This window comes from Streptomyces anatolicus (assembly GCF_019400875.1).
In the GTDB taxonomy this organism is placed as follows: Bacteria; Actinomycetota; Actinomycetes; order Streptomycetales; family Streptomycetaceae; genus Streptomyces; species Streptomyces anatolicus.
In genome coordinates this window covers 1-15,737 of the sequence record NZ_WMBF01000123.1, presented here as the reverse complement: position 1 = coordinate 15,737, position 15,737 = coordinate 1, and the positions used below count along the sequence as shown (strand labels likewise).

The window sequence follows — 15,737 nt, the reverse complement described above, 5'->3', positions numbered from 1 at the left end:
GCGAAGGGTAGGGCGGGCAGCGAAGACGGGGCCGGTGGGTGTGATGTGTGCCGCAGTCGCGAGAAATTTCCCGCGCGGGTGTATCCAGAGCGCGCGACGCGGGATCTGTGGGCTCGTGGCATAGGGGCGCAGAGCCCCTCCGAGGGGCGCGTGATGGTCCCACGGGGCAATCGGCGGAAGGAATCCCGTGACCGTTCAACGTAATCCGTGGTCGGCGTTAGGCGCGCTGCTCGTCGGATTCTCCCTCATCTCGCTCGACATGACCGTGGTGGCGGTCGGCAACCCCGTGATCATGGAGGGCCTGAAGGCCAGCGTCTCCGAAGTGATCTGGGTGACCAGCGCCTACCTGCTCGCCTACGCGGCGCCGCTGCTCTTCACCGGACGGCTCGGCGACCGCTTCGGCCCCAAGAACGTCTACCTCGTCGGCCTGTCGGTCTTCACGCTCGCGTCGCTGTGGTGCGGTGTCTCCGGGAACATCGAGACGCTGATCACGGCCCGTGCCGTGCAGGGCTTCGGGGCCGCGCTGATGACGCCCCAGACCATGGCGGTGATCACCAAGATCTTCCCCGCGGACAAGCGCGGTGCCGCCATGGGTACGTGGGGCGCCGCCGTCGGTGTCTCCGTGCTGCTGGGCCCGATCGTCGGCGGCTTCCTGATGGACACCGCGGGCTGGGAGTGGATCTTCCTGATCAACGTCCCGATCGGTGTCATCGGCTTCGCCCTGGCGTGGAAGCTGGTCCCGGCGCTGGAGACCCAGCACCAGAAGTTCGACCCGGTCGGCATCGTGCTGTCCTGCGCGGGCATGTTCCTGCTGGTCTACAGCCTGCAAGAGGGCAACAACGAGGACTGGTCGGCCACTATCTGGCTGATGATGGCCGCGGGCGTCGGCGTGCTGGCGCTCTTCGTCGTGACGCAGGCGTTCGGCAAGGGCGAACCCCTGCTGCTGCTCAGCCTGTTCCGCGACCGCAACTTCGCGCTGGCGAACGTCGGGATCGCGGCCATGAGCGCCGCGGTGACCGCGATGACCGTGCCCTCGTACTTCTTCCTCCAAGGTGTACGAGGCCTCTCCTCGACTGAGTCGGCCCTGATCTTCGCGCCGCTTGCCGTCATGACCGCCATCTGCTCGCCGGTCGTCGGCAAGATGTCCGACAAGGCGCACCCGCGCACCTTCACCACCATCGGCTTCGTGCTCTTCGCCCTCACCATCGTCAGCTACAGCATGCTGACGGATCCGGACTCCTCGCTGTGGCTGTTCTCGACGACGGCCGCGGTGACCGGCGTCGCCAACGGAATGGTGTGGGGTCCGCTGGGCGTCATCGCCACCCGCAACCTCCCCGTGCACCAGTCGGGCGCGGGCTCGGGCATCTACAACACGAACCGGCAGATGGGCGCCGTGCTCGGCAGCGCCGCGGTCGGCGCGCTCTTCGCCAACCGGCTCGAAGCGCACCTCCCGGCCGTCGGCGGAAGCGGAGGCGGAGGCGGAGGCGGAGGCGAAGGGCACGTCGAAGGCGGTGTCACCGAGATCCCGGCCGCGCTCCACGAGCAGTACAGCTCCGCCCTGAGCGAGACGACCCTGCTGCCCGCCGTCTTCCTGGTGCTCGGCGCCCTCACCTGCCTCATGTTCCTCCGCTTCCCGCCGCGCGAGCCGCAGGAGCAGGAGGAGGCCGATGGTGCCGTCGCGCAGAAGGTCGACGGCGCCGTGTGAGACAGCCCAGCGGTGGGAGACAGCCCGGCGGGGACGACAGTGTGAGAGAGACAGGGAGTCACGGGCAGTGACGGGGAAGGTGTGGCATGGCTACCGCTGAAGATTTCGATCTCTGGATACGCAAGTTGAGCGCAGGGAATGCTTCCAAGTCGGGGGCCGCGGACGCTCCCAGGGCCAGAGTGATCTGCTTCCCGCACGCCGGAGGTTCGGCGAACTTCTACTTCCAGTTCGCACGCGGATTCGGCGAGTTGGACGTGTACGGGGTCCAGTACCCGGGCCGCCAGGACCGCAGGCACGAGCCGTTCCGCGACAGCATCGAGGAACTGGCCGACGATATCGCCGACGTCCTGGGCGACTGGGACGATCTGCCCGTCATCCTGCTGGGCAACAGCATGGGCGCGCTGGTCGCCTTCGAGGTGGCCCACCGGCTGGAGGCCAGGGGCCGGGCACCGCTCGCCCTGTTCGCCTGCGGCCGGGTGGCCCCGATGCTGCTCAAGGACCAGCAGACGCACCTCAAGGGCGACGATGCCTTCATCGAGGAGATGGCGCTGCTCGGCGGCATGGCCCCCGATTTCCTGCGGGACAAGGAGATGCTCGACCTCTTCCTGCCCTCCATGCGGGCGGACTACCGGCTGGCGGAGACCTACGCCTGCCCGCCGGAGATGCGGATCTCCGCGCCGATCCACGTACACATCGGCAGGTCGGACCCCAAGGTGATCCAGGACGAGGCGGCCCAGTGGGCGCTGAGCACCAGCGGGGAGTTCACCTTCGAGGTCCACGAGGGCGGTCACTTCTTCTTCACCGACAACGGCGACCGGCTCACCGCCGCCATCACCAAGTCGGCCGAGAGAGCCTGCGAACTGGGCTGAAGGAGCGGCCCCGCCCGTCACCGGCACCGTTGTGCCGCGATGACGGGCGGGGCCACCCCTTTGGCATCACCAGACGTCACCTGACATCGCCTGACCCCACAGGACCCCAAAGGACCCCACCTGAGATCACCGCCCGGGAAAAAGCTTCCGCGTGGCTGTATCCGGCGGGACCACCGCCGGATCTAGCAGGACGACCACATGGTTGCCGGCATAAACCCGAAGGTGGGGAATCAAGCATGGCCCTCGAGAAGCACGACGTCGTCGGCGCCCTGCGCAAGTCGCTGAAGGAAACCGAGCGTCTGCGGCGGCAGAACCAGCAGTTGCTCGACCAAGCGGGTGAGCCGCTGGCGATCGTGGGCATGAGCTGCCGGTTCCCGGGAGGCGTCGCCTCGCCGGAGGACCTGTGGTCCCTGGTCGCCGAGGGGCGCATGGGCATCTCGGAGTTCCCGGACGACCGCGGCTGGGACCTGGACAACCTCTACGACCCGGACCCCGACCACGCGGGCACCGCCTACACGCGCCACGGCGGATTCCTCGACGGCATGGCCGACTTCGACGCGGAGTTCTTCGGCATCAGCCCGCGCGAGGCCATGGCCATGGACCCCCAGCAACGGCTCCTCCTCGAAGGGGCGTGGGAAGCCTTCGAGGACGCGGGGATCAACCCCACCGGCCTCAAGGGCAGCGACACCGGCGTCTTTTGCGGGCTCATGTTCTCCGACTACCAGTTCGTGGCGAGCCAGAGCGAACAGCGCCCGGACATCGAGGGCTACCTCTCCATCGCGTCGTCGCCCAGCGTGGCATCGGGCCGCATCAGCTACACCCTCGGCCTGGAGGGCCCCGCGGTCACCGTGGACACGGTGTGCTCCTCCTCCCTGGTGGCGATCGACCTGGCGGCCAAGTCCCTGCGCGCCAAGGAGTGTTCACTCGCCCTGGTCGGCGGGGCGACGACGCTGGCACGGCCCAGCGCCTTCGTGGAGTTCAGCCGGCAGCGCGCCCTGTCGCCGGACGGCCGCTGCAAGGCGTACGCGGCGGCGGCGGACGGTGTCGGCTGGGCCGAGGGCATGGGCCTGCTCGTCCTTGAGCGGCTGTCGGACGCCCGGCGCAACGGCCGCAAGATCCTCGGCCTCGTCCGGGGCTCCGCCGTCAACCAGGACGGGGCGAGCAACGGCCTGACCGCGCCGAACGGCCCCTCCCAGGAGCGGGTGATCCGCCAGGCGCTCGCCAACTCCGCGCTCTCCCCGGCCGATGTGGACGCCGTGGAGGGCCACGGCACGGGCACGCCGCTCGGCGACCCGATCGAGGCGGAGGCGCTCCTCGCGACCTACGGCCAGAACCGCGAGAACGGCCCGCTGTGGCTCGGCTCGATCAAGTCGAACTTCGGCCACACCCAGGCCGCGGCCGGTGTCGCCGGTGTGATCAAGATGGTGATGGCGATGCGGCACGAGACGCTGCCGCCGACCCTGCACGTGGACGCGCCGTCCCCGCACGTGGACTGGGAGTCGGGCGAGGTCGCCCTGCTGACCGAGGCCAAGCGGTGGCCCGCCGGTGAGCGCGCCCGCCGCGCCGGTGTGTCGTCCTTCGGCGTGAGCGGTACGAACGCCCACGTCATCCTGGAAGAGGCCCCCCGAGAGAGCGCGGCCCCCGCGGACGAGTCGAGCGGCGCGGACCCGGCCGCCCTCCGCGCGCCCGCCCTCCGTACGCCCGTCCTCGTGCCGCTCTCCGCACGCGGCGAGGCGGCCCTGCGCGAGCAGGCCGACCGCCTGCGGGCCCACATGATCGCCCGCCCCGAACTGGACCACCTGGACATCGGGTTCTCCCAGGCGACCGCGCGCGCCCACCTCGAACGCCGTGCCGTGATCCTCGCCCCCGACCGGGGCGCCCTGCTGACCGGCCTGAGCGACCTCAGCTCGGCCGAGCCCGCGGCGAACGTGGCGGAGGGCCAGGTCACCGGATCGGTCGTCAAGCCGGTCTTCGTCTTCCCGGGGCAGGGCGCCCAGTGGCTGGGCATGGCGGTCGAACTCCTGGACACCTCGCCCGTTTTCGCCGCTGAGATAGCCAAGTGCGCGGAAGCGCTCGCGGAGTTCGTGGACTGGGATCTGATCGATGTGCTGCGGAGCGCTCCGGGTGCGCCGGGCTTCGATCGGGTTGATGTGGTGCAGCCTGCTCTGTTCGCGGTGATGGTGAGTCTGGCGGCGCTGTGGCGTTCGTACGGCGTGGAGCCGTCCGCCGTGGTGGGGCATTCGCAGGGTGAGATCGCCGCCGCGTATGTCGCGGGTGGGCTTTCGTTGCGGGATGCGGCGCGGGTTGTGGCGGTGCGCAGTGTGTTGGTGCGGGATCGTCTTGCCGGTCTTGGCGGGATGATGTCGGTGGCGTTGCCGGTGGGGCGGGTCGAGGAGCTGATCGCCCCTTACGAGGGTCGTGTGTCGGTGGCGGCGGTGAATGGTCCGGCTGCTGTGGTGGTGGCGGGTGAGCCGGGTGCGCTGGATGAGGTGCTGGCGCTCTGCGAGGCTGAGGGTGTTCGTGCGCGTCGGGTGAAGGTGGACTATGCCTCGCACTCGGCGCAGGTGGAGGTCATCGAGGCGGAGTTGCTGGCCGTGCTGGGGCCGGTGAAGCCGGTGAGTGGGCGGGTGCCGTTCTACTCCACGGTCACGGGTGGTTTTATCGACACCGCTCGTATGGATGCCTCGTACTGGTACACGAATCTGCGCAGCCAGGTCGGGTTCGAACCCGCCATCCGCGCCCTCACCGAGAAGGGCATGGGCTGCTTCATCGAGGTCTCGCCGCACCCCGTACTGACGATGGCGGTCTCAGAGACCCTTGAGGCCGCGCACGGCACGGACCAGCGCGTCGGCGTCGTCGGTTCGCTGCGACGCGACGAAGGCGGGCTCGCCCGCTTCCTGCTCTCGCTCGGCGAGGCGCACACCGTCGGCGTCAAGGTCGACTGGGACGCCGTCTACGCGGGCGCCGGGGCCAAGCGCGTGGACCTGCCCACGTACGCCTTCCAGCGCGAGCGGTTCTGGCTGACGCCTTCGCTGCGCGGCGGTGACCTCACCGCGGCGGGCCTCGAGCGGACCCGGCACCCGATCCTGGCCGCGGCCGTACAGGTCGGCGACCGTGACGAGTGGGTCTTCACCGGCCGCATCTCCACCGACACCCAGCCCTGGGTACGCGACCACGTCGTACTCGGCGCGGTCGTCGTGCCCGGCGCCGCGCTCGTCGAACTCGTCCTCGCCGCCGCCCGGCACATCGGCTGCGAACTCCTCGACGAACTGATCCTGGAGGCCCCGCTCACCCTCGACGAGGACACCGCCCGGCACCTCAAGGTCACCGTCGGCCCGCCCGACGAGGACGGCCGCCGCGAGATCGTCGTCCACTCCCTGTCCGAGACCGGCACCGAGCCCCAGGCCGGGGCCGGAGCGGACGACGCCCGGCAGGTCGTGCGGCACGCCCACGGCCGCCTGGCGCCCGAGGCGGAGCCCGTCGCGCCGTTCCCCGCCCACTGGCCGCCGGTCGCGGGCACCGAGATCTCCGTCGACGCCCTGTACGAGCGGCTTGCCGACATCGGGCTCGACTACGGCCCCCTGTTCCAGGGCGCGCAGGCGGTGTGGCGCAGCGGCTCCGAGATCTACGCCGAAGTGGCCCTGCCCGAGGACACCGCCGTCGACGGATTCGCCGTCCACCCGGCGCTGTTCGACTCCGCGCTGCACCCCACCATGGTCGACAAGGACCCCGGTACCGCACCCGACCTGCCCTTCTCCTGGTCCGGAGTGCGGTGCGGGAGCGCGACGCCCGCCGTGGCGCGGGTGCGCATCGCCCCCGTCGGCGAGTCCGCCTTCCGTATCGACGTCGTCGACGAGAACGGCGACCTGGTCGTCGCCGTCGACAGCCTCGCCGTACGCCCCGTGGACCCGGCCCGGCTCGCGGCCGCGGGAGCCGGCCAGAACACCCTGTTCCAGCTGGAGTGGACGCCTGTCACCGGAACGCCGGGGCAGGCCCGCATCGCGGTCATCGGCGACCTGGACGCGCCGGGCGAGCGCTACGCCGACCTGTCCGCCCTGGAGACCGCGCGCGCCGAGGGGGCCCCGGGCGTCGACCTGGTCCTCGCCGCGATCGACACCCCCGCCGACGAGGACCCCGCCCGCGCCGCGAGCGCGGTCGCCGAGAGCACCCTCGCCCTGGCCCAGCGGTGGCTCGCCAGCGAGTGGCTGGGCGAGGCCCGCCTGGTCGTGGTGACCCGGCACGCGGTCGCCGTCGGCACCGACACCGTCGACCTCGCGCAGGCACCGGCCTGGGGCCTGCTCCGCAGCGCCCAGAGCGAGCACCCGGGCCGCTTCGTCCTCGTCGACACCGACGGGGGCGCCCAGCCCGACTGGACGTCCCTGACCGGCCTGGACGAGCCGCAGCTCGCCGTGCGCGGCGGCGCGCTCCTCGCGCCCCGCCTGGCCCGCGCGACCGCGGGGCCGTCCGGTGAGGCGTGGCGCCTGTCGAGCACCCGGAAGGGGTCCCTGGAGGACCTGGCCATCGTCCCCTCGGACGGCGCCCGCGCGCTGGGCGTCGGCGAGGTCCGCATCGCGGTCCGCGCCGCGGGGCTCAACTTCCGCGACGTCCTGATCGCCCTCGGCATGTACCCGGGCGACGCGCCGCTGGGCAGCGAGGCGGCCGGCGTCGTCATCGAGGTCGGTTCCGCCGTGACCGACCTCAAGCCCGGCGACCGGGTGTTCGGCCTGGTGATGGATGCCTTCGGCCCCGTCGCCGTCGCCGACCGCAAGACCGTCGCACGCATGCCGGAGCAGCTGACGTTCGCCGAGGCTGCCGCGATCCCCGTCGTCTACCTGACCGCCTACTACGGCCTGGTCGACCTCGCCGACCTCAAGGCGGGCGAGAAGCTGCTGGTGCACGCGGCCGCCGGAGGCGTCGGCATGGCCGCCGTGCAACTTGCCGAGCACTTCGGCGCGGAGATCTTCGCCACGGCGAGCCCGGCCAAGTGGGACGCCGTGCGCGCGCTCGGCGTGCCCGCCGAGCGCATCGCGTCCTCCCGCGACCTCGGGTTCCGCGACGCCCTCCACGAGGCGACCGGCGGCAGCGGCGTGGACGTCGTGCTGAACTCCCTGGCCAATGAGTTCGTCGACGCCTCGTTCGAACTGCTGCCGCGCGGCGGCCGCTTCATCGAGATGGGTAAGACCGACATCCGCGACCCGGAGGCCGTCGCCCGCCTGCGCGAGGGCGTGCGCTACCGCTCGTACGACCTGTTGGAGGCGGGCCCGGACCGCATCCAGGAGATGCTGGTCGAGATAGCCGGCCTGTTCGAGCGCGGCACGCTCACCCCGTCGCCGATCCGCGCCTGGGACGTACGCCGGGGCGCGGAGGCCTTCCGCTTCCTGCGCGAGGGACGCAACGTCGGCAAGGTCGTGCTGACCGTGCCGGCGCCCCTGGACCCCGAGCGCACCGTACTGATCACCGGCGGCACCGGCGGCCTCGGCGCCCTGTTCGCCAAGCACCTTGTCACCCGGCACGGCGTACGCCACCTGCTCTTGGTCAGCAGGCGCGGCCCCGCCGCCGACGGCGCCGCCGAACTCGTCGCCGAACTGGAGGCGCTGGGCGCACAGGCCCAAGTCGCCGCCTGCGACGTGGCCGACCGGGAGCAGGTCGCCGCCCTGCTCGACTCCGTCGAACGCCCGCTCACCGCCGTCATCCACACGGCCGGTGTGCTCGCCGACAGCGTCATCGAGTCGCTCTCTCCCGAGCAGATACGACACGTCATGCGGCCCAAGCTGGACGCCGCATGGCACCTGCACGAGCTGACCGCCCGCATGGACCTGTCGGCGTTCGTGCTGTTCTCCTCCGCCGCGGGCCTGCTCGGCAACGCGGGCCAGGCCAACTACGCCGCCGCCAACTCCGCGGTCGACGCGCTCGCCGCACTGCGCCAGGCGGCGGGCCTGCCCACCCTGTCCCTGGCGTGGGGCCTGTGGTCCGACTCCACGGGCATGACCGGCGAGCTGGACGAGGCGGACCTCGCCCGCATGGAGCGCACCGGCATCGGCGCGATCTCCAGCGACCTCGGCCTGGAACTGTTCGACCAGGCACTGGGCTCCGAGGCCGCCCTGCTCGCCCCCGTCCGCCTCGACCTCGGCGCACTGCGCGAGCAGGCCAGGGCCGGCATGCTGCCCGCCCTGCTGCGCGGCCTGGTGCGCACCACCGCGCGCCGCGCCGACAACGCCCGGTCGCTGGAGAGGCTGCTCACCGGTGTGGCCGAGGCCGACCGCGAGGAGGTCGTCCTGGACCTGGTGCGCAACCAGGTCGCGTCCATCCTCGGCCACGCCTCCGCGGACGCCGTCGACGCCGAGCGCGCCTTCAAGGACCTGGGCTTCGACTCGCTGGCCGCGGTCGAGCTGCGCAACCGGCTCAGCCAGGTCGCCGGAGTGCGGCTGCCCGCGACGCTGGTGTTCGACCATCCCACCCCGGTCGAAGTCGCCCGGATGATCCTCGCCGAGGTCGGCGGCGCAGCCGCGGGGCCGGGCCCCTCGCCCCTCGAAGGGGAGCTGCAGCGCCTTGAGGCGCTCCTGATCGCCGTGGCGGGCGACGCGCAGCAGCTGGGCGGCGCGGAATCCCGTATGCGCTCGCTCAGCAACCGCCTGCTCACGCTGCTGAGCGCGACGGACACCGACCAGGACGACACCGAAGACAACCTCGAAGAATCCCTCGACTTCGTCTCCAACAGCGAGATGTTCGACATGATCGACAAGGAGCTCGGATCCGCATGACCGGGAAGACTGAGGACGGCCGGGCCGGATTGACGAGCGACGAGCAGAAGCTCCGTCAGTACCTGATGCGCGTGACCGGCGAACTGCGCACCGCCAACCGCCGGGTGCGCGAGCTGGAGCAGCGGGACGTCGAGCCGATCGCGATCGTCGGCATGAGCTGCCGGTACCCGGGCGGCGCGAACTCGCCCGAGGAGCTGTGGGAGCTGGTCGCGGCTGGCCGCGACGGCATGGGCCCGTTCCCCACCGACCGGGGCTGGGACCTGGAGGGGCTCTACGACCCGGACCCGGAGCAGCCCGGCACCGCGTACGCGACCGAGGGCGGCTTCATCGACACCGTCACCTCCTTCGACGCCGACTTCTTCGGGATCAGCCCGCGCGAGGCGACCGCCATGGACCCGACCCAGCGGCTGACGCTGGAGACGGCCTGGGAGGCGTTCGAGGACGCGGGCATCGACCCGACGACCCTGCGCGGCAGCGACACCGGTGTGTACGCGGGCACGGTCTCCTCCGACTACGGCCCGTCGTCGCTGCCCGAGCTGGAGGGCTTCCGGGTGACCGGCACCCAGAGCAGCGTGATGTCGGGCCGCGTCGCCTACAGCCTGGGCCTCGAGGGCCCGGCCGTCACCATCGACACCGCCTGCTCCGCGTCGCTCGTCGCCCTGCACCTCGCGGCGAACGCGTTGCGCTCCGGCGAGTGCTCGCTGGCGCTCGCCGGTGGCGTCACCGTGCTCGCGGGCCCCTTCCTCTTCGTCGAGTTCAGCCGCCAGCGCGGGCTGGCCCGCGACGGCCGCTGCAAGGCGTACTCGGCGTCGGCGGACGGCACCGGCTTCTCCGACGGCGTCGGCATGGTGGTCCTGGAGCGCCTGTCCGACGCGAAGCGCAACGGCCGCAGGATCCTCGGCCTGATCCGTGGCTCCGCCGTCAACCAGGACGGCGCGAGCAACGGCCTGACCGCGCCGAGCGGCCCGGCACAGGAGCGGGTGATCCGGCAGGCGCTGGAGAGTGCCGGTCTCGCTGCGTCGGAGGTGGACGCGGTCGAGGGCCATGGCACGGGCACGAAGCTGGGCGACCCCATCGAGGCGCAGGCGTTGCTGGCGACTTATGGCCAGGAGCGGGACGGTGATCCGCTGTGGCTCGGCTCGATCAAGTCGAACATCGGTCATACGTCCGCTGCGGCGGGCGTGGCCGGTGTGATCAAGATGGTGATGGCGATGCGGCATGGGGTGCTGCCGCAGACGCTGCACGCGGACGAGCAGTCCCCGCACGTGAATTGGGAGTCGGGCCGCGTCGAGCTGCTGACCGAGGCGCGGGAGTGGACGGGCGGGGACCGTCCGCGTCGGGCGGGTGTGTCGTCGTTCGGGGTGAGCGGGACGAACGCGCACGTGATTCTCGAGGAGGCGCCGCCGGTCGAGGAGGCCCCGGCGGCGCTGGAGCAGGCGGCGCCTGTGGCTCCGGTGCCGGTGGTGTTGTCCGGGCGTACGGATGCGGCGTTGCGGGCGCAGGTGGAGCGTTTGCGTGAGCGGGTTTCCGCTGATGTGGGTGTCTCGGTGGCGGATGTTGCTTTCTCGTCGGTGACGTCGAGGGCGTTGCTGGATCGCCGGGCGGTGGTCGTCGCCTCGGACCGGGATGAGCTGCTGGCGCGGCTGGGTGAGGTGACGGTCGGCGAGTCGGCTGTCGGTGGTAAGTCGGCGTTCTTGTTTACGGGGCAGGGGTCGCAGCGGGCTGGAATGGGCCTGGAGCTGGCTTCGGGGTTCCCGGTCTTTGAGCAGGCGTTGAGTGAGGTGTGTGCGGAGGCTGACCCGAGGTTGGGCCGGTCGTTGCGAGAGCTGCTGGCGGCTGAGGGTGACGTACTGAACTCGACGGAGTTCACGCAGGTCGCGTTGTTCGCCGTTGAGGTGGCGTTGTTCCGGCTGGCTGAGTCGCTGGGGGTTCGGGCGGACTTCCTCATCGGGCACTCGGTCGGCGAGATCGCTGCCGCGCACGTATCGGGCGTGCTGTCGCTGGCCGACGCGGTTGAACTGTGCGTGGCTCGCGGGCGGTTGATGGGGGCTCTCCCTGCTGGCGGGGCGATGGTCGCGGTGCAGGCCGAGGAGGCTGAGGTCGCCGAGTCGCTGGCCGGGTTCGAGGGGCGGCTGGACATCGCTGCAGTGAACGGGCCCCGTGCGGTGGTGGTGTCCGGTGACGCGGACGCCGTGGAGGAGTGGCTGCCGCTGTGGGAGGGCCGTAAGACGACCCGGCTGCGGGTCTCTCATGCCTTCCACTCGGCGCGGATGGAGCCGATGCTGGCCGAGTTCCGCGCGGTCGCGGAGAAGCTGACGTTCGCGGAGCCTCGTATTCCTGTGGTCTCGAACGTCACCGGTGAGCTGGTGACCGCTTTCAATGCCGAGTACTGGGTGCGCCACGTACGCCAGGCGGTGCGCTTCGCCGATGGCATCGGCACTCTCTGGGACCTGGGCGTCCGCCGCTTCCTGGAGCTGGGCCCCGACGCCGTGCTGTCGGCTATGGCCCGTCAGTGCGTGGAGGACTCCGAGGCTGCCTTCATCCCGGCGCTGCGGGCCAAGCGCGGTGAGCGCGAGACGTTCGCCGCCTTCGTGGGTCGCGCGTACACGGCAGGCATACGGGTGGGTTGGGACGCCTTCTACGCCGGTACGGGCGCTCAGCGCGTCGAGCTGCCCACGTACGCCTTCCAGCGTGAGCGCTTCTGGCTGACGCCCGGCACCGGTGCCGGAGATGTCGCGGCCGCCGGGCTCACCGCCGTCGACCACCCGCTCCTTGCTGCCGCCGTGCAGGTCGGTGACCGCGACGAGTGGATCCTGACCGGGCTTGTCTCGGCCGAGACGCAGCCCTGGGTCGCGGAGCACCTGTTGCTCGGCACCATGGTCGTGCCCGGCACCGGGCTCGTGGAGCTGGCTCTCACCGCGGGGCGCCACGTCGGCAGCCCCGTACTCGACGAGCTGGTCCTCGAGTCGCCTCTGCTCATCCAGGAGGGCGTCACCCGCCAGCTCCAGATCACCGTCGGGGCGGCAGGGCCGGACGGCCGACGCGACGTCGCGGTCTACTCGCGGCCCGAGCACGCCACCGGGGAGACCGAGAGCACCTGCCACGGCCGGGGCACCCTCGGCGCCGACAGCGCGCCCGCGGCGGCCTGGTCGGAGCAGTGGCCGCCGCAGGACGCCGAACAGGTGCCCGTCGACGACCTCTACGGCCGCCTCGCCGACCTCGGCTACGACTACGGCCCCCTCTTCCACGGCGTCGAGGCCATGTGGCGCGACGGCGACGAGACGTACGCCGAGGTGACCCTGCCCGAGGGGCACGAGGGCTTCGGCATCCACCCCGCGCTCTTCGACTCCGCGCTGCAGAGCGGCGTGGTGCTGCTCACCGGGGAGGGCGCGGCGGCGCACCTCATGCCGTTCAGCTGGAGCGGGGTACGACTCGACCGCGCCGGTGTCTCCCGGCTGCGGGTCCGCTCTGCCATGACCAGTGACACCTCGCTGCGGCTGGACGCCGTCGACGAGGACGGGAACCCTGTGGTGTCCGTGCGTTCCCTCGTGGTGCGCCCCGTGGAGCAGGAGCGCATCGACGGTGCGCGCGGCGACGCGCGGCAGTCCCTGTACGCGGTGGACTGGACGCGGATCGAGACCGGTACCGGTAGCGGTACGGGTACGGGTACGGCCGTCGACGCGCGGGACGCGGACGTCGTACGGATCGGGGCGGGGGAGACCTACCCCGACCTGGACGCACTGGAGCAGGCACTCGCCGGGGGTGAACCGGCGCCACGGGCTGTGCTCGCCGCCGTTCCCACCACCGGTGGGTCCGGCCCCGCCTCCGTGCACGCCACGGCCGCCCAGGCGCTCGCGCTGGCGCGGCGCTGGCTGGACGCCGGTGAGGGGCTCGCCGAGTCCCGGCTGGTGATTACGACCCGAGGCGCGGTCGCCTCCGACAGCGAGGGGGCCGATGCCCCTGATGCCGCTCAGGCGGCCGTGTGGGGTCTGCTGCGCAGTGCGCAGACCGAGCACCCGGGGCGGTTCCTCCTGGTCGACCTCGACCTCGATGGCGGCGACGAGCCTGACTGGGGTGCGGTGCTGCGTACCGACGGCGAGCCCCAACTTGCTTGCCGTGGCGGCGCATTGCTCGCGCCGAGGCTCGCTCGTGTCGGTACGACGGTCAGCGCGGCGCCCGTTCTCGGTGACGCGGACGGGACGGTGCTGGTCACGGGTGGTACGGGTGGTCTGGGTGCGGTGTTCGCGCGGCATCTGGCTTCCGTGCATGGTGTGCGGCATCTGTTGTTGCTGAGCAGGCGTGGGCTGGAGGCTGATGGCGCGGCCGAGTTGGTGGCGGAGTTGGCGGGCCTGGGGTGTCAGGCGCAGGTTGCCGCGTGTGACGTATCCGATCGGGAGCAGTTGGCTGCGGCGCTGGCTCTGGCGGAGCGGCCGTTGACGGGTGTGGTGCATGCGGCTGGTGTGCTGGATGACGGTGTCATCGAGTCGATGTCGGTGGAGCAGATCGAGCGCGTGATGCGTCCGAAGGTGGATGCGGCGTGGCATCTGCACGAGCTGACAGCTGGGAATGACCTTTCAGCGTTCGTACTGTTCTCGTCGGTCGCCGCGCTGATCGGCAGCCCGGGGCAGGGCAATTACGCTGCCGCCAATGCGGCGTTGGACGCGCTGGCTGCCTCCCGGCGGGCCGCCGGGCTGCCTGCCACCTCCCTCGCCTGGGGGCTGTGGGGCGACGCCGGCGGTATGGCGGACCAGCTCGCCGAGGCCGATCTCGCCCGCCTGGAGCGCACCGGTGTGGGCGCGCTGTCCCAGGAACGCGGAGTTGAACTGTTCGACCTGGCGCTCGGCGCGGACCGTGCCCTCCTGGCGCCCGTACAGCTCGACCCGGCCGCGCTGCGCGCCCAGGCCAGGGCCGGTCTGCTGCCCGCGCTGCTGCGCGGCCTGGCTCCCGCCCCCGCCCGGCGCGCGGACACCGGCGGCTCGCTCGCCCAGCGCCTGGCGGGCGTCGCGGAGACCGACCGGGAACGGATCGTCCTGGACGCGGTGCGGGAGCAGGTCGCAGCGGTACTCGGTCACGCCTCCGCAGCCGCGATCGACACCGAACGCGCCTTCAAGGACCTCGGGTTCGACTCGCTCAGCGCGGTCGAACTGCGCAACCGGCTCACCCAGAGCACGGGCGTACGGCTGCCCGCGACCCTGGTCTTCGACCACCCAACCCCGGACGCCGTCGCGAGGCTGCTGCTCTCCGAGATCGGTGGCGCGGTGGAAGCGCCGAAGAGGCGCGTCGCGCGGGTGAAGCGGGGCGAGCTGGACGAGCCCCTGGCGATCGTCGGCATGAGCTGCCGTTACCCCGGCGGGGTCACCTCCCCGGAGGAGCTGTGGAAGCTGGTGGCCGCCGGCCGCGACGCGGTGGGCGGTCTGCCCACCGACCGTGGCTGGGACCCGAACATCTACGACCCCGACCCGGACAAGCCCGGGAAGATCAACACTCGGGGTGGCGCCTTCCTGGAGCGGATCGGGGAGTTCGACGCGGAGTTCTTCGGGATCAGCCCGCGCGAGGCCGTCGCCATGGACCCGCAGCAGCGGTTGCTGCTTGAGGCCTCGTGGGAGGCGTTCGAGGACGCGGGCATCGACCCGACGACGCTGCGGGGCAGCGACACCGGCGTGTTCGCCGGTGTGGTGACCACCGACTACGGCGGCATGGCCTCCGCCGAACTGGAGGGCTACCGCCTGACCGGCACGACGACAAGTGTCGTGTCCGGCCGCATCGCGTACACGCTGGGCCTTGAGGGCCCCGCGCTCTCCGTGGACACGGCCTGCTCGTCGTCCGCCGTCGCCCTGCACCTGGCCTCCCAGGCGCTGCGGTCCGGTGAGTGTTCGCTGGCGCTGGTCGGCGGTGTGACCCTGCTTGCGGGCCCGTACCTCCTCACCGAGTTCAGCCGCCAGCGGGCGGTCTCGCCGGACGGCCGCTGCAAGGCTTACTCGGCTTCCGCCGACGGGACCGGGTTCTCCGACGGTGTCGGCGCGCTCGTGGTGGAGCGGCTGTCCGACGCGAAGCGCAAGGGGCACAGGATTCTGGGTCTGGTGCGGGGTTCGGCCGTCAATCAGGACGGTGCGAGCAATGGTCTGACCGCGCCGAACGGTCCTTCGCAGGAGCGGGTGATCCGGCAGGCGCTTGCGAGTGCCGGGCTCGCGGCGTCGGAGGTGGACGCGGTTGAGGGGCATGGCACGGGTACGAAGTTGGGTGACCCGATCGAGGCGCAGGCGTTGCTGGCGACTTATGGCCAGGAGCGGGATGGTGATCCGTTGTGGCTCGGGTCGATCAAGTCGAACATCGGGCATACGTCGGCTGCGGCGGGTGTCGCTGGTGTGATCAAGATGGTGATGGCGATGCGGCACGGGGTGC

4 protein-coding genes are annotated in these 15,737 nt (G+C 71.6%); all 4 read left to right on the top strand.

Features of this window, described 5'->3' with window-relative positions; genetic code table 11:
• Positions 1–187 precede the first annotated feature (187 nt).
• The gene (locus GKQ77_RS14045) at positions 188–1,705 is read left to right on the top strand and encodes a DHA2 family efflux MFS transporter permease subunit (RefSeq protein WP_219689056.1); all 1,518 of its coding nucleotides are present in this window, start codon (positions 188–190) and stop codon (positions 1,703–1,705) included.
• 86 nt (positions 1,706–1,791) lie between these two features.
• The gene (locus GKQ77_RS14040; RefSeq protein WP_219689055.1) at positions 1,792–2,574 is read left to right on the top strand and encodes a thioesterase II family protein; all 783 of its coding nucleotides are present in this window, start codon (positions 1,792–1,794) and stop codon (positions 2,572–2,574) included.
• Between the two features lie 236 nt (positions 2,575–2,810).
• Positions 2,811–9,335 carry a type I polyketide synthase gene (locus GKQ77_RS14035; RefSeq protein WP_219689054.1) on the top strand — a complete coding sequence of 2,175 codons (6,525 nt, stop codon included), beginning with the start codon at positions 2,811–2,813 and terminating at the stop codon, positions 9,333–9,335.
• The coding region (locus GKQ77_RS33345; RefSeq protein WP_258021309.1) for a type I polyketide synthase at positions 9,332–15,737 on the top strand (6,406 nt) is incomplete at its 3' end. The genes GKQ77_RS14035 and GKQ77_RS33345, both read left to right, overlap by 4 nt.

What these genes read in the sequence shown, in the direction of transcription:
- GKQ77_RS14040 (WP_219689055.1), top strand. Translation starts at nt 1,792, where the DNA reads ATGGCTACCGCTGAAGATTTCGATCTCTGGATACGCAAGTTGAGCGCA.
- GKQ77_RS14035 (WP_219689054.1), top strand. Translation starts at nt 2,811, where the DNA reads ATGGCCCTCGAGAAGCACGACGTCGTCGGCGCCCTGCGCAAGTCGCTG.